The sequence below is a fragment of the Vibrio sp. Vb1980 genome, from assembly GCF_033338615.1.
GTDB classification, from domain to species: domain Bacteria; phylum Pseudomonadota; class Gammaproteobacteria; order Enterobacterales; family Vibrionaceae; genus Vibrio; species Vibrio alginolyticus.
Map to the genome: position 1 here is coordinate 267,292 of NZ_JAWOSZ010000003.1, position 21,767 is coordinate 289,058.

Sequence of the window (21,767 nt, forward strand, 5' to 3'; positions counted from 1 at the left end):
TTTATTAAATCCTTATTGTCATTCCGTCACTCAGTGACTGTCGGTAGGCGCGGAGTGCGGGAATGAAACCAATCACAATACCAGCGCATTGTACGAAACCTAATAGCATCCACTCATAAGTAGATAAGATGCTTAAGGTGAGATGTATTCCATAGTGCTGTTGGATGATCGGCTGCGCGATAGTAAGAATGGCATACAGCCCAGTAACGCCAGTAATAATACCAGCAGCAGTGAGCAAGCTGGCTTCACTAATTAATAGTGAGAAAACATGACGAGGCCTTGCTCCCATGGCTCGCAAAATCGCCATTTCACGGCGGCGTTCCTGTAGGCTAGTTAATAGACTGCTTAACATACCTAACAACCCTGCGATCACGACAAAACCAGATACTGCCATTAGGGCTTGCTCTGCAACCGACATCATTCCCCATAACTCATGCAACGCAACGCCGGGCATAATGGCGCTGAGCGGCTCTTTGGGGTAGGTGTTAATTTGTCTTTGCAGGGCGAAAGTTTGAATACGAGATTTCAAACCAACGAGCATAGCGGTAATTTGTTTGGGCTGAAAGTCTCTGTTTTTGAGATCTTGTGCCTTGGGTGTCGGGCCCAAACGCGCACCACTTTCCCATCCGACGTGAATGGCTTCGATGGCTTCCAATGATACATGGACAGTTTTGTCGACTGGTGTTCCTGTAGGTGCAAGGATACCGACAACTTTAAATGGCAGATTGTCATGACGGCTAAAGCCAACGTCGCTAATGCCGTGGGCAATGATGATTTCGCTACCGATATCATAACCAAGTTGTTTAGCGACATCAGAACCTAGCACGGTTTCAAATAAACCATTGAATTCTCTGCCCTTGCTAAATGTTAGTGGTTGCTTACTTCCAAACTTGTAATGCTCAAAGTAACTGTGATTGGTTCCCATAACTCGGAAGCCTTTATGCGAGTCGCCAAGCGAGATTGGAATAGCCCAATCGACTGAACGATGATTGGCAAACTCTTGGTAGCTTTTCCAATCGATGTTGTTGGTCGCATTACCAATACGAAACACAGAATAGAGCAATAGGTTCACTTGCCCAGAGCGTCCACCAATAATGAGGTCAGTGCCTGAAATTGTATTGGAGAAGCTATCCTTGGCTTTAGTTCGGATACGCTCGACGCCCAAGAGGAGTACCACTGAAATCGCAACGGTCATGATGGTTAGAATTGCCGTCGCTTTGCGGTTCATCAAGCTTTTCCAGGCGAGCTTTACAACAGCACTCATGATATGGCTCCTAGGCTAGATACTTGATTAATGTCGGGTAGATTGAGCGTGCGATCGAATAAGGGTTCGAGTGTTGGGTCGTGGCTAACGAATACCAGTGTGGCATTGGCTTGATTCGCTTGCTCCATAAGGAGCTCAATAAATGCTTTACGATTGTCATAGTCTAAAGCTGAGGTTGGTTCGTCAGCGATCACTAACTCTGGATGTCCTATCAGAGCTCGAGCCGCAGCCACACGTTGTTGTTGACCAATACTCAATTCAGAGACAGGGCGTGTATGAAGCTCGTTTGGCAAGTGCAGTCGTTCTAGTAGGGCCTGAGCCTGTTCATTTAATGTTTGAGATGAGGCACCTAAATGGGCACGGTCACGTCGTATTTTACTGAACTGACATGGCAATAATACGTTTTCAAGTACGTTAAGGTACGGCAATAAATTGAACTGTTGAAAGATGTAGCCAATATGATTGGCGCGAAAGCGGTCTCTCTGACTGGCACTTAAACTAGCAAGGTCAGTATCGAGTACAGATAGAGAGCCTGAAGTTAATGTGTTAATCCCCGTCAACAAAGTGAGCAAGGTCGATTTACCGCAGCCACTTGGACCTTTGATAAACACATGCTCGCCTTGTGTAATGTGTAATTTAGGGATGTGGATGGTTGCGTTGGTTGAACCGGGCCAGAAAAATTGGGCATCCTCTAGCTCGACAACATTTGGTGTGGTTTCAGTCATATTAAATCACCAAAGCTGTGGCGTATAAGTGGGTACTTACACGCCACTCGTGTTATTTGATTACGATTTGGGTGTTATCTTTGCTTAATTTAATTGCTGATTGCATGGTATCAGTGAATATATTGACGCTGATGGACTCTGTAGTTGGGAATTGGTTAAACCAATCGGTTTGGATTTGGCTAAGCTGATTAACTTGTTCGCAATTGAAGCGATATTGCACCGAAAATTCACCGTGACCGCCATGATCGTGCGCCTCATCATGATCATCATGGTGGTCATGTTTATCATGATGTTCATTATGATCATGGTGTTCGTGCCCTTCATGATCGTGATGTGCATGGTCATCATGGTCGTGCTCACTATGATCATGTTCCTCATGAGTTTCGCTTAGGTTGTGGCTCACGTAAGCTTCTTCAATATTACAATCAGCTTGTGAGTTAATAGCGAACAATGCGTTGCTGTCTTCGAGTGTAGCGACGGCTTGTTTAAGCGCTTGCTCTTGTTGCGCGTTTTCTGGAGCATGTTCGAAACCCACAACATCAGCTCCAGGAGCTGTAATCTCTACTAACAGATCTTTGCCATCTTGGGCGATATTAAACTCGACGTGACCATGCACATGAGCACCATGCTGGCGGTATTCGTTTGCATTCGCTGCTGTTGATAAAGTGAGGCCAATAGCAAGGGCTAAAACGTGTTTTGATGACATTGTATTTTTCCTAATTTTACTGGCATTAACCAAAGGCGGTATTGCTCAGATTCGAGTTTCACTAAGTTATTATTCCTGACACACTAGGTGCGGAAATGAACTCAATAATTTTGAGTGTGGAATAGTTTGGAAATTAAGCAAAATAAGGAGGGGCACGAGCAGCGCCAAGAACTTCTTCGCCGTACACGAGATGCAAAAAAACATGATGATGCTGGGCGCGCGTAAAAGTCGGTGTAGAGAGGGTAGGTTGTACCTTTGCTATACCGTGCTGAACACCAGAAAATAATTGGCAATGATGATGGGTATGATGGTCGGGCGTCAGATCGACTTGATGAAGTACAACCGCAAAGTTCCAAGCGATCAGCAACGCAACACTGAAAAATAAAGCAGTGCGATACCAATATTTTAGTATTTTTTGCTGGTGGTGGTACATCTGAGCTCCTCTTACCGACTGTTATAATATAACACCCATAATGAGTAAAAGTTCACTCTTTTGTTGGCTAGCAGAAAAATTTAACTCAACACATACGTGCCGAAAAATATTGGTAATACTCTCTGTGGAAGTGTCGCACTTATAAAGAGCAGAGTTGTCACTGCCCATGCTTCTAATCAAATTCATATAGCTCCTTACAACAAGAACAAGGAGCCATTCAATGAAGCTAGATGTTCTGTTTAATAAGCTCAATGACTTTTGTTATCTCATCTTGCTCAAGTGCGCCCTCTTTGACAAACAGAACTTTGCCCGTTTTGTCTTGAACAATAATGGCCGAGCTTTCTTCTTTCAGGTCCCAAGTATTAGCAACTACGCCATTTTCATCAAGAACCATGGATGACCAAGGAAACTCTTTTTTGCTGTCTTGAGCTGAAGACTTCACGAAAGAGCCTGTCCCCCAAATTGCATCATCTTGGTTGATGATAGTCGTCGTCTGGTAGCTTTCTTGTGGAAAATTTGCCGCTGTTATTGCCGACATTAAAGGGGCATTCATCTCTTTTGAACTGCTACGGCCTGCGATGGCTTGAATAACACGAACTTTGCCTTGCATATGTTGAGTTGCCCAGGGTTGGTATGCAACGCCTTCGCCTTGTAAAACAATCTCGCCGTAAGCGGCAACATTGACAGGAGGAACGCTTTTTCCTACTGACAAGTTGTGTGCAAAGGTCAAGCTTGGCGTTAAGGCCAGTAATAGAGGTAGGAGAGTCTTAGTTTTCATATTGTTATATTCCGTACGAGGTTTGGAAGCTTCCAGTATATATCCAGATCCTAGAAATTTGTAGGACCGTTGATAACATTTATTTAACGTATGGAGTGGTGTAATCTTGCGTTATATTTAGAATTTGCTAAAATGAGTTCCGTCGCAAATTGCGCATTAAGATTGCAGAGGAAAAATAAGCAATCCGTGTTTTCTCAAAGGAATTGAGGTGAGTTATGCTACGTGAGTTTGCTGTATATCGACCATTACAAGTGGCCCGTTTTGTTAAAACGTTGTTCAAAGGTCAGTTTTTTATTGTCGGGGTTGGCTGTTTTCAGTTCGACAATGGCAAAGTGTTACTACCTGACGTCAACGATCATAAAAGGCTCACCATCTTTAAAGAAGTCAACCAAGTGATAGCATCATTATCGGCTTAGTTAGCTTGGTACCCACTTAGATTTAGAAAAGAGCGACCATATCGGTCGCTCTTTTTGTTGCTGGTTAGGTTTATCCTTGGAGGCTTGGTGGGAAGCAAACTCCCGTTCCTCCGATGCCACAGTAACCATCAGGGTTTTTCGCCAAATATTGCTGGTGGTAGGTTTCCGCAAAGTAATACGGACCTGCTGGTTGTATTTCGGTGGTGATGTTCGCGCGCTGCTCTTCTTGCAGTGCTTGCTGATACAAGAGTTTCGATTTCTCTGCGCTCTCGAGCTGCTCCGTCGAATAAGTGTAAATTGCAGAACGATATTGAGTACCTAAGTCGTTACCTTGACGCATTCCCTGAGTTGGGTCGTGTTTTTCCCAAAAAACAGCCAGTAGCTTTTCTAATGAGATGACGCGTTCATCGAAAACGACTCGTACGACTTCTGTATGACCCGTTTTACCCGTACAGACTTCTTCATAGGTGGGATTGGGTGTGTACCCCCCAGCGTAACCGACCGAAGTAGATACAACGCCGTCGAGTTGCCAAAATACGCGCTCAGCGCCCCAAAAACAGCCCATTCCGAGCAAAATCTGCTGTTGGTGTGACGTCAGAGGCGCCTTTAGGTTAGATTTATTTACAAAATGATGATCGTCAATCTGCATTGGTTGATCTCTACCTGGCAAGGCATCTTCTATACTGATCAATGTTTGTTTGTTGAGCATGGTATTTGTCCTTCAATACGTGTCTTAAATTTGCGAACTTTTTCATTTCGTCTGTATCTGATGCTGTGATGACATAGACCGCGTTAAACCTATTAATATTACAGACTTAGAATCTAATTGGCGTTATCATTATTTACGTTTACTTAACCTCATTCAGCCATAAAAGCATGATAAAAAAAGCTCTCCCCACCATTGTTGGCCTATTTGCCTTTTCTCATGGTGCCTATGCCGATGTTTCTTTGACTTTGAAAGGCATTGATGGCGCTTTAGAAGAGAATGTCAGTGCGTATCTGTCATCTATTCCAGAGAAGGATTACTCCACTTCTCTGCGTTTTCAAGCGAGATTAGATCAAAGTATCACTGAAGCGCTTAACGCGCTTGGGTATTATCATGCAAAAATTTCATACTCTATTCCTGAAGCGAATGATGAGTTAATTGTGCTCATCAAGCCGGGCTTGCCAGTGAAAGTGAAAGTCATGGATGTGGTCATCACTGGAGAGGCCAAGGACGATGAAGAGTTTGCAAAACTTATTGAGAGCTCTCCGCTCAAAGTTGGCCAAGTTTTGAATCAAGGCCAATACGACAGCCTTAAGTCAGGCATTCGTAACTTGGCGCTTCAGCGTGGTTACTTCAATGGTGAGTTTACGCTAAGTCGATTAGAGGTTATCCCTGATCTGAACGAAGCTAATGTCCGTTTGCACTACAGCAGTGGAATACGTTTCAATTTTGGCGACGTTTCTTTTATTGGCAACCACATCTGGGAAGACCGTGTCGCATCACTACAACCTTTTAAAGAAGGGGACCCATACAACGTTTCGAAGCTGGGCGAGTTTAACCAGAAGCTATCAAATACGGAGTGGTTTTCCTCAGTTTTTGTTGAGCCTGAATTGGATAGGCTTGATGATGGCCGAGACTTGCCAATTAAAGTGTCTTTATCTCCTGCTTCTAAGAATCAGATCGAGACGGGTATTGGTTACTCAACGGATGTCGGCGTTCGAGGAACGTTGAAGTGGAAGAAACCTTGGGTGAGCTCCCGAGGACACAGTTTCAACACCGCTTTATCCCTATCTAAGCCAGAGCAAACCGTGACTGCTTCTTACAAAATTCCTTTAGAAGATGTCGCTAACGATTATTATCAAGTTCAATATGGGCTTAAAAACCTAGACAACCGTGACACACAGAGTATCGAGTCTAACCTTGCAGTGGAACGTCATTGGTTAGCAGACGGTGGTTGGCATAATACCGTTTATGTTCGTCATTTGTACGAGAGCTTTACGCAAGGTTTACAAGATGATGAATTCAACTTCGTACTTCCAGGTGCGACATTTTCTCGGACTAGGGTTCGAGGGGGCAATATGCCAATGTGGGGAGACAAGCAAAGCATCACTATTGAGTATGGTGATACCGCTATGCTTTCTGAAACTAGAGTGCTCCGCTTAATTGGCTCGACTTCTTGGATTCGTGGTATTGGAGAGAATCATCGTGGTTTGTTCCGCTTAGAAGGTGGTGCGAATATTACCGATGAACTTGAAAAACTATCACCGTCGCTGCGTTTCTTCGCTGGTGGTGACAATAATATTCGTGGTTACGGCTATGAATCTATTTCACCTGTGGATGAGAGTGGTGCTTTGACGGGTGGTAAATACATTGTTAGCAGTACATTAGAATACCAATATCGTGTTTATGGAAACTGGTGGGCTGCAACGTTTTACGATATTGGTGATGCGTTTAATGAAACACCAGATTGGAAATCAGGCGCAGGTGTTGGTATCCGCTGGGCGTCTCCGGTGGGCCCTGTTAGTTTTGATTTTGCATGGGGGTTGGATGCAAAACCAGAACGAGAGTTTCGTATCCACTTCTCATTGGGGCCTGAGCTATGATCAAAATGATGTTTAAGTGGACCAAATGGCTGTCGCTCAGTTTGATTGGTCTATTGCTGTTGCTCATCATTATTGTCGCGACAGTTTTATTTACCCACCCAGGCCTCAAATTTGCCTTGTGGGGAGCCGAAAAAGCACTACCACAATTGCAGATTGAAAAAGTGCAGGGTTCATTGTTTCCTCGCTTCGAACTGCATAACGTCAGTTTTGTCGATGAGTCTTTGAATATCGACGCCAAAGTCGAGCGTTTAGCATTGGCAGTGAACTTCCGCTGTTTCTTTGACCCTAAGGTCTGTGTCGATGAGTTAAGACTGCAGGGGCTTGACTTTAAGATGCCAGAGCTACCGCCAGCAAGCGAGGAGCAAGAGGAAACACCACCACTGCGTTCTATCAGTACGCCAGTGCCAATTTTTGTTAATAAAGTCAGCTTTAATGACATCAATGTCAATGTGCTGGGCAATCAAATTGATTGGCAAACATTCTCGACCGCTTTGTCGATGCAGGGTGATCGTTTGGTGATCGCACCTACCGCGTTGAAAGACATTAATGTGGCTTTAGCACCAAGTGAGGCTGAACCTGAAGCGGCTGCCGAGGAGCCGAAAGAAACTGACGTTACGCCGCAAGATATTGTGTTACCCGAAGTATGGATTCCACTGACGGTTGAAGCACGTCGTCTTGATATTCACAATTTCAAACTGGCGGGTGAAACGCCAGTGATCGTCAATCATCTTGGTTTGGTTGCAAGAGCAGGCGGTGAACGTGTTGATGTCAAAACGTTAGAGCTCGACATGCCAGAAGTGGAAGGCAAGTTGAGCACACAAGTGACGCTTTCTTCTGATTACCCTATCAAAGCGCAATTGGACGCGTTAGTGAAGCAAGCGGATGCGAAGGGACAAAAACTGTCGCTTTCGGTCTCGGGTTCGGTTGGTGATTTGTCACTAAATGCTACGCTTTCTGAGCTTGTACAAGCGGAGATCAAAGGTGATATTCAACCGCTTAAAACGCAGTTACCGTTTGATGTCGCGATTAAAAATGTACAGGCGCAATGGCCGCTATTTGGACAAAGCGATTACCAGGTTTCTGTACCAAGCTTGGCGGCAAAAGGCTCACTTGATGGCTACGAAGTCGCATTAGAAACCAAAGCTTCGGGCAAAGATATTCCCGCCGTTGATGTCGCACTAAACGGCAAAGGTACGTTAGAGCAAATTGACCTCGAAAGCCTTGTAGTGAAAACCTTAGGGGGCGAACTCTCTGGGAAAGTCATGGCCAATTGGGCCGCGCCAATCAACTGGCAAGCTGACTTAAACCTGAAGAACATTCAACCAGGATTGCAGTGGAAAGAAGCCGAAGGGGATATCAGCGGTAATCTTTCGACTTCGGGGTCGTTAACAGAACAAGGCGGTTGGCAAGTCAGTTTGCCTAAGTTAGACATTGACGGCATTTTGCGAGGGTATCCGCTGAATGTTGAAGGGCAACTTGAAGCGTCTGATAAGAACGGCAAAGGCGAAGACATCCAACTTACCACTCAGGGTTTAGCTCTTTCTCATGGCCCGAACCAACTGAGTGCAAAGGGTAAGATCGATAAGCAAATTCTGATGGATGTTGAGGTTAACTTCCCTGATTTTGCAAAAAGTGTTCCGGACCTTGCAGGTAAAATGCAAGGTAAAGTCGCACTACGTGGTAGCTTGAAAGAACCAGACATCAATCTTGATCTCGCTTTAAATCAGATAAACTGGCAGCAACAGGCGAACGTAGAAACGATCACCTTAAAGGGTGATGTGAAGCCTCTGCCAGCACCAAAAGCGAACATAAGCCTAATTGCGAACAACATTACCTATGACGACATAAAAGTTGATAGTGCTGACCTTGAAGTCTCTGGGGATGAAAAACTGCATCAACTGACGCTCGATGTAGTGTCTGACCTGGTGTCGACCAGTTTAGAAATTGAAGGGACATTCCAGCAGAAACCAGAAATGATTTGGGATGGGGCGCTGCGCCGCTTGACGCTGAGCTCGCAACAAGGCCCGTGGGCGTTGCAAAAATCGACCGCGGTGAAGGTCAATATCGACAAACAGATCGCGAACGTTCAAGCGCATTGTTGGTTGCAAGCGGAGTCGAGCGTATGTCTAACCGAAGACATTAGTGTCGGTAAGAGTGGCCAGGCGAAGTTAGCTATCAATGATTTTGATTTTGACCAAATCAAACAATTCCTGCCGCCAGAAACCAAGCTGCAAGGCTCGGTTAATGCACAGGCTTTTGCTAAATGGGCACCAGAGAAAAAGCCTGAAGTAACCTTAAGTGTCAATATGCCAAAAGGCCAAGTTGAACAAGCGCTTGAACAGCCAATTAAAGTCGGTTGGGAAAGCTTCAACTTTAAAGCAGCATTAGCGAAAGACAAGCTTGATGCCGAGTGGCTATTTGATGTGAAAGATAACGGTGACTTGTCTGGTAAGGTTTCTTTACTGAATGTCTCGTCTGAAAAGCCCACTATTGATGGTAAGGTTTCACTCTCTACGTTCCACTTGGATTTCTTGGCACCGTTGATTGGTGAGTACAGCTTGTTTAAAGCAAACATGAATACTGACCTAGCGATATCAGGTGACGTCATGCATCCGAAGGTGAATGGTCAGTTCTTGATTGACCAAATGAAGCTACAGGGTGAAGTCACACCGATAGATATAAACTCAGGGCAGGTCGTCATCAACTTTAAAGGCCATCAAGCGGACTTGGATGCCGGAATTCTAACCCCGGATGGTGAGTTGAACGTTACCGGTGATGCCGACTGGCAGGACTTACAGAACTGGCGTACTAAAGCGCGTGTATTTGCTAAAGAGCTCAATGTTGATTTGCCTCCAATGGTAAAAATCAAAGTTGAGCCTGACATGACAATAGATGTGACTCCTCAGCTTGCGAAAATTGAGGGTGATATTAATTTGCCATGGGGCAGAATTGTCGTCGAAGAGCTTCCACCAAGTGCGGTAGGCGTATCGAGTGATACCGTTATTCTCGATAAAAACTTGCAGCCAGTGGACGATGTCGCTGCGATGCCGTTTGATGTGGAAACGAACATCAACATTAAAATTGGTGATGACTTCCAACTTGCCGCTTTTGGTTTAAAAGGTGGGTTGAAAGGGAACCTAAACGTGACACAAAAAGACAAAGGTCCTTTCATCGTTGGTGAAGTGAATGTTGTCGACGGTTCTTATCGTTCGTTTGGTCAGGACTTATTGATTAAAGAAGGTAAGATTCTGATGAATGGTCCACCAGATCAACCTTACTTGTCTATCAAAGCGATTCGTAATCCAGACAATACCCAAGATGATGTCATTGCGGGGGTACAAGTGTCGGGCCCAGCATCTGATCCGAGTATAGAAATTTTCTCAGAGCCCGCGATGAACCAAGCCAATGCACTTTCTTATCTACTTCGTGGTCAAGATATTGATGGTGAAGCCGGTGGTAATGCAATGACGACTACCTTAATTGGTTTAAGCTTGGCGAAGAGTGGTCGTGTGGTTGGTGAAATTGGTGAAGCCTTTGGCGTACAAGATTTACAGCTGGACACTGCTGGGTCGGGCGATGATTCGCAAGTGACGGTGAGTGGTTATATTCTGCCAGGTTTGCAGGTGAAATATGGTGTCGGCATCTTTAACTCTCTAGGTGAGTTCACTGTGCGTTATCGATTGATGCAAGACTTGTATTTAGAAGCGGTATCTGGTGTAGATAGCGCCGTTGACCTACTCTATCAGTTTGAGTTCGATTAAAGTGCTTTAACCTAAGCATACACAGTCATGACTAAGGAGTGGTTATGCAGCATTTGATTTTTGTCTACGGCACGTTACGCAAGGGAGAGTACAACCATCAGTATTTGCGCTCGGCGCAGTTTCTTGGTTTACATGAAACGGATGCTCAATTTGCAATGTATGACTTAGGCCCTTATCCAGCGTTGTCTGTTGGGCAACGCTCGATTCAAGGTGAAGTGTATCTGATTGATGATGAAACCTTATCCGAGCTAGATAAGTTGGAAGATGTGCCAGTGGAATATCGCCGAGAGAGCATCGTCACGCCGTTTGGCCAAGCTTGGATCTACTTATATCAAGATACTGAGCAATTAACCGAAGAAATCGCTTCCGGCGATTGGTGTCAAAAGGTGTGAGCTATACTGACATTATCAATAGCAACGAGCTAAACACTAAGGAGTCACGATGAAAACATTCGTAATTGGAGTAATGGCGTTGCTTCTTGCTGCATGCGCACAAACAACACTACCGACTTCGAATAATGTGACCGATTGGCAAGTGTTTGGTAAGCAGTCAGCTTTAGATGGATTACGGGAGTTACCTGAGGAGCGAATTGCGAAGCTGGATGATGTTAACCATGCGACGCCAGAACTGATAATGGCTTATCAAGCGGGTTACCAGCAAGGCAAGCAAGAGTATTGTGAGCAAAGTGCTTATATGCTCGGTGTTATCGGGCGTCCGTATTTTGGCATTTGTGATGATGTTGACCCCTTCTTTCAACATGACTACGACGCTGGACGAATGTCTTCAGCAGGCGCACCTATCTAGTTGACACAGGTAAGATGAAAGCAAAAGAGCTGCCCTAGAGCAGCTCTTTTTAATTTTGTATCAGCAGTGATGCTTATTTTTTCTGAGCGCGCTCGTAAGATTCTAGGATCTCAGCTTTAGCGGCAGCAACATCTGCCCAACCATCCACTTTCACCCATTTGCCTGCTTCAAGCTCTTTGTAACGCTCAAAGAATTGCGTGATCTGCGCTTTCAGTAGTTCTGGGATATCGTCCACATCTTGGATGTGCTCGTACTCTTTCGAGATTTTTGAGTGGGGAACCGCAAACACTTTTGCATCTTCACCCGATTCATCTGTCATCTTCAAAACGCCAACAGGACGGCAGCGAATGACTGAACCTGGCATGAGTGGGTATGGTGTTGGTACCAATACGTCGACTGGGTCGCCATCAAGAGACAGGGTATTGTTCACGTAGCCATAGTTGCATGGGTAGAACATTGGTGCAGACATGAAACGGTCGACAAATACAGCACCAGAGTCTTTATCTACTTCGTACTTGATTGGATCTGCATTTGCAGGAATTTCGATAACGACATAGATATCTTCAGGCAGCGACTTGCCTGCTGGTACATGGTTTAAGCTCATTAGAATATTCCTTTTCATTAACGATGAGTCACACAAAAGCGGCTTCATCTGATGATAAATTCGCGTTTCACTTTAGCGACAAAAACGCGGCAGGTAAACACCTGCCGCGTTGGACAAAGGTCTGAAATTATTCTTCGTCGCGGTGCAGTTCAAGGAACTCTTCAACTTTGCGAACCATGTTCTTCGAACCCACAAAGAAAGGTACACGCTGGTGCAACTCAGTAGGCTTGATGTCCATAATGCGATTCACGCCGTCCGATGCAATGCCCCCAGCTTGCTCAATGAGGAATGCCATAGGGTTACATTCGTAAAGCAGGCGTAGCTTGCCTTGTGGGTGGCTTTGTGTGCTTGGGTAAAGGTAGATACCACCTTTCAGTAGGTTGCGGTGGAAATCAGCAACCAGCGAGCCAATGTAGCGAGAAGTGTATGGGCGACCGTCTTCTGGCACGTTTTCTTGGCAGTACTTGATGTACTTCTTCACCCCTTGAGGGAAACGAATGTAATTACCTTCGTTGATGGAGTAGATCTTACCATCATCAGGAATCATCATGTTTTCATGAGAAAGACAGAAGCTGCCGATAGATGGGTCGTAAGTAAAGCCGTTTACGCCGTTACCAGTTGTGTATACCAACATGGTGGAGGAGCCGTAAATCACGTAGCCCGCAGCCACTTGCTTGTGACCAGGTTGTAGGAAGTCTTCTTCAGTTGGTGGAGTACCGATTGGAGAAACACGACGGTAAATCGAGAAGATAGTACCAACAGAGACGTTCACATCGATGTTAGAAGAACCATCAAGTGGGTCCATCAGTACTACATATTTGGCGTTTTGGTTGAGTTCTTTATTGAACGCAACTGCTTCGTCTTCTTCTTCACTGGCAACGCCACACACTTGATCACGAGCTTCAAGCGCGGCTTTGAACTTATCGTTCGCGTAAACATCGAGCTTTTGCTGATCTTCACCTTGGACATTTTCCGTGCCTACAGCACCAGTGATATCACCGAGACCCGCTGCGTTGATTTCGCGGTTAACGATTTTTGCAGCTAAACGAATGGAGGCTAAAAGGGATGATAGATCACCGCTAGCGTGGGGGAAATCCGCTTGTTTTTCGACAATGAACTCGCCTAGGGTGCGCAGTCCTGACATGGTTAATCCTTACATTTTCATTTCATTGGGGGTAGTGCGCAAGTGAGCATCTCTTTATGGATGTTAAACGATTGCGCTGGATGTAAGTTTAAGTCGCAGATCTTTTTAATGGTAATGAAGTAACTGTTTGAGATCTCAATTTATTTGTAGACTTGTTTGAGGGATTCATCAGTAAGCAAGAGGTTGTACAGTCTGTGTTCAACCTTGTCATATTTGTGAAAGGGACTGCAAGAAGAAGGCTAAAGTCACTCGCTTTTCAGGCGGTAATCGCGATAATGAAAGCATTAAAAAACGCATTACAAGGTTTAGTTTATGCACATTCATATCTTGGGTATCTGTGGCACATTTATGGGCGGCGCAGCGATTCTAGCGCGCCAATTAGGACATAAAGTCACTGGTTCTGATGCCAACGTTTATCCGCCAATGAGCACACTGCTTGAGTCTCAAGGTATTGAAATTATTGAAGGCTTTGACCCGTCTCAACTCGACCCTCAACCAGATCTTGTGGTGATTGGTAATGCGATGAGCCGTGGCAACCCTTGTGTCGAGCATGTGCTCAACACTAACATGCGTTACACCTCTGGCCCGCAGTGGCTCAACGAGTTTTTGCTGCATGATCGTTGGGTATTGGCGGTATCGGGTACACATGGGAAAACGACCACGTCGAGCATGCTTGCTTGGATACTTGAAGATTGTGGTTATCAACCGGGTTTCTTAGTCGGTGGGGTACTCGGTAACTTCGGAGTGTCTGCTCGTTTGGGTGAAAGTATGTTTTTTGTCGTTGAAGCGGACGAATATGACAGTGCTTTTTTCGATAAGCGTTCTAAGTTTGTGCATTACCATCCTCGCACTTTAATCATGAATAACCTTGAGTTTGATCATGCTGATATCTTCGATGATCTAGAAGCGATCAAGCGCCAATTCCATCATTTAGTGCGAACTGTACCGGGCAATGGATTGATCTTAGCGCCGAGAAAAGATCAGGCGTTAGCGGATGTATTAGAGCGTGGCTGCTGGACTGAAAAACAGTTCTCTGGTGAGAATGGTGACTGGCAAGCGCACAAATTAGTGCTTGATGGCTCAAAATTTGACGTTGCGTTGCAAGGCGAGAAGGTTGGTACCGTCGAATGGAATTTGGTGGGTGACCACAATGTGGATAATGCGCTGATGGCAATCGCTGCTGCACGACATGTTGGAGTCACTCCGGATCTTGCTTGCCAGGCATTAGGGCGTTTCATCAATACCAAGCGCCGTTTAGAGCTGAAAGGTGAAGAACAAGGTGTGACGGTTTACGATGATTTTGCGCATCACCCAACGGCAATTGAACTTACTGTCGGTGGTTTGCGTAACAAGGTAGGTGAAAAACGCATCCTTGCTGTGTTAGAGCCGCGGTCTGCCACCATGAAGCGTGGTGTACACAACAACACACTTGCAGAGTCACTACACAGTGCAGATGAAGTCTTCTTGTTCCAGCCAGATAATATCGAGTGGTCTGTGCAAGACATTGCCGACCAATGCAAACAGCCAGCGTTTGTCGATGCGGATATAGATAACTTTGTAGCCAAGATCGTCGAACGTGCGCGACCAGGTGACCAAATTCTAGTCATGAGCAACGGTGGCTTTGGTGGTATTCACGGAAAACTTCTTGAGCAGTTAAAACAAAAAGCCTGATTGATATGCAAAACAAAACACAACCCTCTCACAAAAAAGCCATCACGTTGGCATTAACGGGGGCTTCTGGTGCTCCCTACGGCCTTCGTCTTTTAGAATGCTTGGTTGCGGCGGATTATCATGTCTACGTTCTGATTTCTTCGGCGGCTCGTGTCGTGATGGCAACCGAACACAACCTTAAGCTGCCAAGTGGGCCAGAAGCCGCAAAGCAAGCGTTGGTAGAGCACCTGAACTGCAATCCAAATAACATCACCGTTTGCGGTAAAGACGATTGGTTCTCGCCGGTTGCGTCTGGTTCTGCTGCACCTAAGCAAATGGTGGTTTGCCCATGCTCAGCAGGAAGCGTTGCGGCCATAGCACACGGTATGTCGGACAACTTGATCGAACGGGCCGCTGATGTAGTAATGAAAGAGCGCGGGCAGCTGTTGCTCGTGGTTCGCGAAACACCATTTTCAACGCTACATCTGGAGAACATGCACAAACTGTCGCAAATGGGCGTCACCATCATGCCAGCAGCTCCGGGCTTCTACCATCAGCCAAAGAGCATTGAAGACTTAGTGGATTTTATGGTGGCAAGAATTCTTGACCACTTAGGTATTGAGCAAGGTTTGGTGCCTCGTTGGGGTTATGACCAGCGCTCGTGAGCTGATTGTGTAACCACTCAAATACCTTTACAATCCATCCAACTCATCGGGGAGCAAACCCATTTAGCATTGAGTCAATCAATGCATTGGGGCGCTGAGACCTAAGTGTTTAACTAGGGACCCGTATTACCTGAACCAGATAATGCTGGCGTAGGAATTGAGTCTGGATATTGGAAATCCTTAATAGCCGCCTCAAACCCTGTGCCGCTCAACTTATTTCTCTGAAATACTCATGGAGAGCGAGCAGTGAAAACCACTCTAAATCTGATTGCCTTAGCTGCAATCACCTCTACTTCAGCGTTTGCCGCTGAAAACACATTAACCATCTATACCTACGACTCTTTTGCCGCAGATTGGGGGCCGGGTCCTAAAATCGAGCAAGCTTTTGAAGCAAAATGTGGCTGTGACGTTAACTTCGTGGCATTAGACGATGGTGTGTCGATCCTGAATCGTCTTCGTCTTGAAGGCGGTAATAGCAAAGCCGACATCGTGTTAGGTTTGGATAACAATCTGATGGCAGAAGCGAAGAAAACCGGTCTGCTTGCCGAGCACAATGTGGATACGGCTAACACAGTGTTACCAAACGGTTGGAGTGACACGACGTTTGTACCGTACGATTACGGCTACTTCGCGTTTGTGTACAACAAAGAGAAACTGGCTAATCCGCCGAAAAGAATGAAAGAGCTGGTGGAAACGCGCGACGATCTGAAAGTGATTTACCAAGATCCGCGGACTTCAACGCCGGGCCAAGGCTTAATGCTATGGATGAAATCTATTTATGGCGACGATGTGACGCAAGCGTGGCAGAAGCTAGCGAGCAAAACCGTAACGGTCACGAAAGGTTGGTCTGAGGCGTATTCTATGTTCCTCAATGGTGAGTCCGATTTAGTGCTTTCTTACACCACTTCACCTGCGTACCACTTAATTGCGGAAAACGATTCGAAGTTTGCTACGGCGAATTTTGCTGAAGGCCACTACATGCAAGTTGAAGTAGCCGCCAAAGTGAAAGGGGCAAAAAATTCAGAACTTGCTGATCAATTTATGAGTTTCATTTTAAGTGATGAGTTCCAATCGGCGATGCCAACGGGTAACTGGATGTACCCAGTCACTGACGTTGAGTTACCTAAAGGTTTTGAAACTTTGAGTGTTCCAAGCAAGTCGTTGAGCTTTAGTGCTGATGAAGTGGCAAAAATGCGTAAGTCTTGGATTCGCGAATGGCAAAGCGCATTGACGTTTTAGCTGACGTTTCCATCCTCATCTGAATGAGATAGGTTTTACCTTTGAATTCTGTTCCAAAAATAGGTTTAGGGGTCGCGATGATCATCGCGACCTTTGTTATTTCTGCCCTAGGTGCTTTGATTGTTCAAGCCCCTTCACTTGATGTGTCTGTGGTATGGGGCGACCCGTACTATCAACATGTCACCAAGTTCAGTTTCTACCAAGCGTTTCTTTCCACATTGCTCAGTGTTGGCTTTGCCATTCCAGTAGCGCACGCACTTTCGCGTCGCCAATTTATTGGTAAATCATTACTGCTTAAGCTATTTGCATCGACACTGGTTTTGCCGGTTTTGGTTGGTGTTTTTGGGCTGTTAGCGATTTATGGCAACAGTGGTTTGTTGGCGCAGTGGTTGCAAAGTTTCGACACTAAACTGCCATTCTCTATTTACGGTTTGAACGGCATTTTACTCGCCCATGTGTTCTTTAATTTACCTTACGCGGCACGATTGCTTCTGCAAGCCTTGGAGTCTATTCCTGCCGAGCAGCATAAGCTTTGCGCGCATCTTGGGATGAGCCATTGGGATAAGTTTCGTTGGGTAGAATGGCCGCGTTTAAGGCAGCAGCTTCCCCACGTTTGTGGGTTGGTGTTTATGTTGTGCTTTACCAGTTTTGCCACTGTAATGGCGTTGGGGGGCGGGCCAAAATCCACCACCATTGAATTGGCCATTTACCAAGCGATTAAGTTTGATTTTGATTTACAAGCTGGGGCGTTATTGGCGCTGTGGCAGATGCTGTTATGTGGACTGCTTGCTATTGGAGTGCAGAAGTTAACAAGGCCTGTTTCTATCAGTGCTGGAAGCACATCGGTACAGCAATATTTAACGAAGGATCATGGGTGGTCAAAAGCTTGGGATAGCTTTTGGATCATAGGTGCCTTTTTACTGGTAATACCGCCGTTATTGATGGTGTTACTGAGTGGCATCAACCAACAAGTTTGGACAGTATTAACCGATGAGCGTTTTTGGTCTGCGCTATTGAACTCCCTCAAAGTCGCCTGTGTCGCTAGCGCGCTTGCGGTCGCTGCAGGGGTGTCCATACTATTGACCAGTCGCCGTTGGCGGTTGCAGTACAAAAACACGCGAGCCGATCAGATTGAGTTAATCGGCACCGTTATTTTGGTGACTCCAGGTCTGGTGATTAGCACCGGTTTATTCTTACTACTGCGCGCATTTACAGATGTTTTTAGCTTGGCATTTTTTGTCGTGATTTTGGTGAACGGTTTGATGGCTTTGCCTTACGTGATCAAAACGCTAGCGCAGCCAATGCTGCACATTGAACAACAGTATCAGTATGTATGTGCCAGCTTAGGCATGCGTGGCTGGCAACGGTTTAAAGTGGTGGAGTGGCAGGCGCTACGCAAGCCGTTTGCACATGCGTTTGCGATCAGCTTTATGTTTGCAATAGGGGATTTAAGTGCCATAGCACTGTTTGGTGGACAAGAGTTTCGTACCTTACCTCTGTATTTGTTCCAGTTGCTTGGCAGTTATCAGATGGACGCAGCTGCGGTGGTATCGGTGACCCTATTGTTGTTGAGTGTGGGCTGTTTTGCCTTGATTGAGAAAGTATTGAAAACGAAGGAGAGAGCGTAATGTTAGTGTTGGATGATGTGCAGTACACCTACCAACGTGAACTGTTTCGTTTTGACTTAACGATTGAGCAAGGACAGATTGTGTCGCTGATGGGACCAAGTGGGGCAGGGAAGTCAACCTTGCTGGCGTTGGTGGCAGGATTCATCCATCCTGACCGTGGTGATATTTGTGTTGATGGTGAGTCCATTGTGCGTAAAGAGCCTTATCTGCGTCCGTTCTCTATGTTGTTCCAAGAGCACAATTTGTTTGCTCACTTATCGGTGCGTGACAACATCGGTTTGGGCTTACACCCAGGGCTAAAGCTTACGGTGGACCAAAATCGTCAGATTGAACAAGCCGCGCAGCAAGTTGGTGTTGCAGAGTACCTCGACCGTTTGCCAGAGCATCTTTCTGGTGGCCAGCGTCAACGTGTTGCCTTAGCGCGTTGTTTTGTTCAGCCTCATCCCATGTGGCTATTGGATGAGCCGTTCTCGGCGCTTGATCCGGTGTTGCGTGAAGAGATGCTGAGCTTGGTAAAAAAACTCGCAGCAGAGCGGGGAATAACTGTATTGATGGTCACGCACCATTTAAGCGATGCCAAAGCGATTGCCAGCCACTTTGTGTTTGTGGCAGATGGTAAAGTGGAAGCCGCGGGTGATATGTCTGCATTGAGTGAACAGCATGCTAGTGAGAAGCTTGCGGCATTTATCCGAGCAGCATGCTAGTGCCTGATAGTTGCTAGGTTATGCTTCTCCGCAACACAAACCATGCCGAGGGCCAAATTCAAATTGAGATCTTAAGCTCATGATATGGTCAATCATTGCTTGTACACGCCGTGGGCGGTTTGCTCCAGGACGATACACTAAATAAATAGGCATTGGTACCGTGTGCCATTGCGGTAACACTCTGACTAAGGTGCCACTTTCTAGCTCTTGCGTCATGTTCTGCACAGGTAAGTTCGCGATGCCTAGTCCTTTAAGTGCGCCTTTCAATATTGCTTCTACAGTTGTACTTGAGAAGTTACTGGTTATTGAAACATTGACGGTATTATCGTGTGAGATCAGCGTCCAAGGTCCTATTTCTGAAACATATTGATACCTCAAACAGTTATGTTTTGTCAGGTCTTCTGGCGTTTCAGGTACGCCGAACTCAGCTAAATACTCAGGGCTAGCAGCCAGGACTCGAGTGGTATAGCCTAATTTTTTCGCGATTAATCGATCATCAACTATCTGACCGACTCTAATTGCCATATCAAAGCCGTGTGAAAACAGATCAACAAAATCGTTCGATGCTTCTAACGCAATTTGTACTTTTGGCCATTGTTTTAAAAATGGCAAAAAGATGTGCTCCGCCATATACGCATCCAACGCTGGTGGCGCGGAAATACGCAGCCGGCCTTGGATCTGTTGTTCCATCTCCTGAACGTCATGGCCAATTGAGTGGAATTCCTCAACTAAGCTTGCAGCACGCTCTAAAACCATTTGGCCAGCTTCGGTGATCACTAACTTTCGGGTTGTGCGCTCTAGCAGTTTGGCTTCAAAGTGTTGTTCGAGTTTGGTTATGGCTTTGCTAACAGTAGATTTTGGTAGGTTTAACTCCAGTGCGCACTTGGTTAAGCTCAGTAGTCGACAGCTTGTGACAAAGATAGAAAGCGTTCTAAAGTCAATTGTTTCTAAATTGCGAACAATCACTTTCAATTATCCATATTGTTTCAATATTAATCTGATTATAGTCTGGCACCTCATCCTTAGCCATCAAGTTATTGTCATTTGAGGTAAACAACATGTCCAACTCTGTAGACTTATTTTCTCCTATCGAACTCGGTCAATTAGCATTAGATAACCGTGCCATTATGGCGCCTTTAACGCGAGCTCGTGCTGGTGCGGACCATATTCCTAATGACCTTATGGTTGAATACTACGCTCAACGTGCGAGTGCCGGACTTATCATTGCTGAATGCACCATGGTGATAGAAGGTACGTCTGCTTTCATGGCAGAGCCGGGCATTTACAGCGAAGAGCAAATCGCAGCTTGGAAAAAGGTAACGGATGCGGTTCATGAGAGAGGCGGTAAGATTGTACTGCAAATTTGGCATGCGGGACGAGCTTGTCATCCTGATCTGAATGAAGGAAAAACACCTGTAGCGGCGAGCGCATTGGCCATTCGTGATGAATTAGTCCATACCCCTTCGGGTAAGCAAGCATATACGGTACCACGAGCACTCGAAGTGGATGAGATAGCTTCCATTGTTGCGGCGTTTAAACAAGGTGCAGAAAACGCCAAGAAAGCCGGCTTTGATGGGGTCGAGATACATGGCGCCAATGGTTATCTTATTGATAACTTCCTTCGTGACGGTTCAAATTTACGTACCGATGAATACGGTGGCTCGGTTGAAAATCGTGCTCGATTTTTACTTGAGATAGTGAAAGAAGTCGTTGAGGTGTGGGGACCTGGAAGAGTCGGTCTGCGTACATCTCCGCTAAATGGATTTAATGACATGAAAGACAGTGATCCAGTTGGCTTGGTGCGTTACTTAGCAGAGCAACTTAATTCTTTCGATCTTGCTTATTGGCACGTGATGCGTGCGGATCTGAAAGGCGTACAAAAAGCAGATGTTCTCAAGCCAGCACGCGAAAACTATAAAGGTCACTTAATGGCGAACGTGGGCTACAGTGCACAAGAAGCGGCAACAGCAATTGCAGAAAACAAAGTTGATGTGGTCGCATTTGGCGTTCCCTTTATCGCAAACCCAGATTTAGTTGAGCGATTTAAGAAAAATGCACCTCTTAATGAGGCGAAACCAGAACACTTTTATTTGGGTGGAGCAGAAGGTTATACCGATTACCCAATGATGGCATAACCCTTACTTGTTTAATATAAAAAGGACGCTAATGTTAGCGTCCTTTTTCGTTTCTGTATTTACTTAGCCTTGCGGTTTTACGACCATCACATTGATTGGAGAATATTCCACAACCTTACTCGCGACAGAGCCAAGCATTACTTTATTGATTTTAGAGCGCTTGTGACTTGGCATAATGATGAGATCAGCGCCTAAACGTTCTGCATAATCAAGAATGGTCGCGTAGGCCTTGCCTTCAGCAACATGCACTTGGTAAACCACATCTTCAGCAATATGCTCATTAGCGAAAGTTTTTAGTTGCTGCTTCACGTCTTGCTTCATTTTGGCCGCAGCATCTTTCGGAAAGTATGTGGCAACCATCGACATGTGAATACCAGGTAGTACCGTCAGAAGATGGATTTGAGCATTTGCTTGCTTTGCCTGCCAAACCGCTAGTTCAACCGCTCGGTCTGAAAAGCCTTGGTCATTTAGATCAACCGGAACAAGAATTTGTTTGTACATTCAATGTCTCTCATTAAGGCC

The 21,767-nt window shown here is 45.7% G+C and carries 21 protein-coding genes and 1 riboswitch; of the genes, 11 read left to right on the plus strand and 10 right to left on the minus strand.

The genetic code is table 11. The features are described from left to right. Positions 1 to 4 precede the first annotated feature (4 nt). From R7F64_RS07690 to R7F64_RS07710, 5 genes are all read right to left on the minus strand, one after another. Positions 5 to 1,264: an ABC transporter permease gene (locus R7F64_RS07690; RefSeq protein WP_115385703.1), complete on the minus strand. Its 1,260-nt coding sequence runs from the start codon at positions 1,262 to 1,264 to the stop codon at positions 5 to 7. Further along, on the minus strand, positions 1,261 to 1,989 hold the full coding sequence (locus R7F64_RS07695; protein WP_115385704.1) for an ABC transporter ATP-binding protein: 729 nt from the start codon (positions 1,987 to 1,989) through the stop codon (positions 1,261 to 1,263). Before R7F64_RS07695 ends, R7F64_RS07690 begins: the two co-directional genes overlap by 4 nt. A 52-nt stretch (positions 1,990 to 2,041) precedes the next feature. After that, positions 2,042 to 2,695: a zinc uptake protein ZrgA gene (gene zrgA, locus R7F64_RS07700; RefSeq protein ID WP_085569684.1), complete on the minus strand. Its 654-nt coding sequence runs from the start codon at positions 2,693 to 2,695 to the stop codon at positions 2,042 to 2,044. Between the two features lie 133 nt (positions 2,696 to 2,828). Then, positions 2,829 to 3,128, minus strand: a complete 300-nt coding sequence (locus R7F64_RS07705) for a DUF2607 family protein (protein WP_115385705.1) — start codon at positions 3,126 to 3,128, stop codon at positions 2,829 to 2,831. 226 nt (positions 3,129 to 3,354) lie between these two features. Continuing rightward, on the minus strand, positions 3,355 to 3,906 hold the full coding sequence (locus R7F64_RS07710; RefSeq protein WP_005383122.1) for a YtfJ family protein: 552 nt from the start codon (positions 3,904 to 3,906) through the stop codon (positions 3,355 to 3,357). 215 nt (positions 3,907 to 4,121) lie between these two features. Here R7F64_RS07710 and R7F64_RS07715 point away from each other — a divergent pair, with 215 nt between their 5' ends. Beyond that, positions 4,122 to 4,322, plus strand: a complete 201-nt coding sequence (locus tag R7F64_RS07715; RefSeq protein ID WP_005379612.1) for a DUF1107 domain-containing protein — start codon at positions 4,122 to 4,124, stop codon at positions 4,320 to 4,322. 70 nt (positions 4,323 to 4,392) lie between these two features. Here R7F64_RS07715 and msrA read toward each other — a convergent pair whose 3' ends face one another. Beyond that, a complete protein-coding gene (gene msrA / locus R7F64_RS07720; protein ID WP_017633451.1) occupies positions 4,393 to 5,031 on the minus strand; it encodes a peptide-methionine (S)-S-oxide reductase MsrA in 639 nt (212 codons plus the stop codon). A 167-nt stretch (positions 5,032 to 5,198) separates the two neighbouring features. Between msrA and R7F64_RS07725 the strand changes: the two genes are divergently transcribed. From R7F64_RS07725 to R7F64_RS07740, 4 genes are read left to right on the plus strand one after another with little or no spacing between them, the layout of a single operon-like run. Beyond that, the gene (locus R7F64_RS07725; protein WP_065274120.1) at positions 5,199 to 6,911 is read left to right on the plus strand and encodes an autotransporter assembly complex protein TamA; all 1,713 of its coding nucleotides are present in this window, start codon (positions 5,199 to 5,201) and stop codon (positions 6,909 to 6,911) included. Continuing rightward, on the plus strand, positions 6,908 to 10,672 hold the full coding sequence (locus tag R7F64_RS07730; RefSeq protein ID WP_064368957.1) for a translocation/assembly module TamB domain-containing protein: 3,765 nt from the start codon (positions 6,908 to 6,910) through the stop codon (positions 10,670 to 10,672). The genes R7F64_RS07725 and R7F64_RS07730 overlap by 4 nt, the downstream gene beginning before the upstream one ends. Before the next feature lie 44 nt (positions 10,673 to 10,716). After that, complete coding sequence (locus tag R7F64_RS07735; RefSeq protein WP_064368958.1) at positions 10,717 to 11,064, plus strand: gamma-glutamylcyclotransferase; 348 nt, start codon at positions 10,717 to 10,719, stop codon at positions 11,062 to 11,064. A gap of 49 nt (positions 11,065 to 11,113) precedes the next feature. Further along, positions 11,114 to 11,476, plus strand: a complete 363-nt coding sequence (locus tag R7F64_RS07740) for a DUF2799 domain-containing protein (protein ID WP_115385706.1) — start codon at positions 11,114 to 11,116, stop codon at positions 11,474 to 11,476. Positions 11,477 to 11,549: 73 nt separating this feature from the next. On the opposite strand, the gene ppa is transcribed toward R7F64_RS07740, so the two are convergent. Then, positions 11,550 to 12,080, minus strand: coding sequence for an inorganic diphosphatase (ppa, locus tag R7F64_RS07745; RefSeq protein WP_005379635.1), 531 nt, complete (start codon positions 12,078 to 12,080; stop codon positions 11,550 to 11,552). Positions 12,081 to 12,207: 127 nt separating this feature from the next. Further along, the gene (gene fbp / locus R7F64_RS07750; protein WP_005383114.1) at positions 12,208 to 13,224 is read right to left on the minus strand and encodes a class 1 fructose-bisphosphatase; all 1,017 of its coding nucleotides are present in this window, start codon (positions 13,222 to 13,224) and stop codon (positions 12,208 to 12,210) included. A gap of 312 nt (positions 13,225 to 13,536) precedes the next feature. Here fbp and mpl point away from each other — a divergent pair, with 312 nt between their 5' ends. From mpl to thiQ, 5 genes are all read left to right on the plus strand, one after another. Then, positions 13,537 to 14,895 (plus strand): UDP-N-acetylmuramate:L-alanyl-gamma-D-glutamyl-meso-diaminopimelate ligase, encoded by a 1,359-nt coding sequence (mpl, locus tag R7F64_RS07755; RefSeq protein WP_104975823.1) that lies wholly within the window; start codon positions 13,537 to 13,539, stop codon positions 14,893 to 14,895. A 5-nt stretch (positions 14,896 to 14,900) separates the two neighbouring features. Continuing rightward, positions 14,901 to 15,539 (plus strand): flavin prenyltransferase UbiX, encoded by a 639-nt coding sequence (locus tag R7F64_RS07760; RefSeq protein WP_017820279.1) that lies wholly within the window; start codon positions 14,901 to 14,903, stop codon positions 15,537 to 15,539. A gap of 37 nt (positions 15,540 to 15,576) precedes the next feature. Continuing rightward, a riboswitch (TPP riboswitch) is annotated at positions 15,577 to 15,713 on the plus strand. A 72-nt stretch (positions 15,714 to 15,785) separates the two neighbouring features. Further along, on the plus strand, positions 15,786 to 16,778 hold the full coding sequence (gene thiB / locus R7F64_RS07765; protein WP_318071579.1) for a thiamine ABC transporter substrate binding subunit: 993 nt from the start codon (positions 15,786 to 15,788) through the stop codon (positions 16,776 to 16,778). Positions 16,779 to 16,819: 41 nt separating this feature from the next. Next, complete coding sequence (thiP, locus tag R7F64_RS07770; RefSeq protein WP_017820277.1) at positions 16,820 to 18,406, plus strand: thiamine/thiamine pyrophosphate ABC transporter permease ThiP; 1,587 nt, start codon at positions 16,820 to 16,822, stop codon at positions 18,404 to 18,406. Further along, positions 18,406 to 19,110 carry a thiamine ABC transporter ATP-binding protein gene (gene thiQ / locus R7F64_RS07775; protein WP_005379648.1) on the plus strand — a complete coding sequence of 235 codons (705 nt, stop codon included), beginning with the start codon at positions 18,406 to 18,408 and terminating at the stop codon, positions 19,108 to 19,110. The genes thiP and thiQ overlap by 1 nt, the downstream gene beginning before the upstream one ends. A gap of 18 nt (positions 19,111 to 19,128) precedes the next feature. On the opposite strand, the gene R7F64_RS07780 is transcribed toward thiQ, so the two are convergent. Then, positions 19,129 to 20,076, minus strand: coding sequence for a LysR family transcriptional regulator (locus R7F64_RS07780; RefSeq protein ID WP_005379650.1), 948 nt, complete (start codon positions 20,074 to 20,076; stop codon positions 19,129 to 19,131). A gap of 92 nt (positions 20,077 to 20,168) precedes the next feature. On the opposite strand from R7F64_RS07780, the gene R7F64_RS07785 reads away from it, so the two are divergent. Then, the gene (locus tag R7F64_RS07785; protein WP_318071580.1) at positions 20,169 to 21,245 is read left to right on the plus strand and encodes an alkene reductase; all 1,077 of its coding nucleotides are present in this window, start codon (positions 20,169 to 20,171) and stop codon (positions 21,243 to 21,245) included. A 63-nt stretch (positions 21,246 to 21,308) separates the two neighbouring features. Here R7F64_RS07785 and R7F64_RS07790 read toward each other — a convergent pair whose 3' ends face one another. After that, the gene (locus R7F64_RS07790) at positions 21,309 to 21,746 is read right to left on the minus strand and encodes a universal stress protein (protein ID WP_005379654.1); all 438 of its coding nucleotides are present in this window, start codon (positions 21,744 to 21,746) and stop codon (positions 21,309 to 21,311) included. Positions 21,747 to 21,767: the final 21 nt, after the last annotated feature.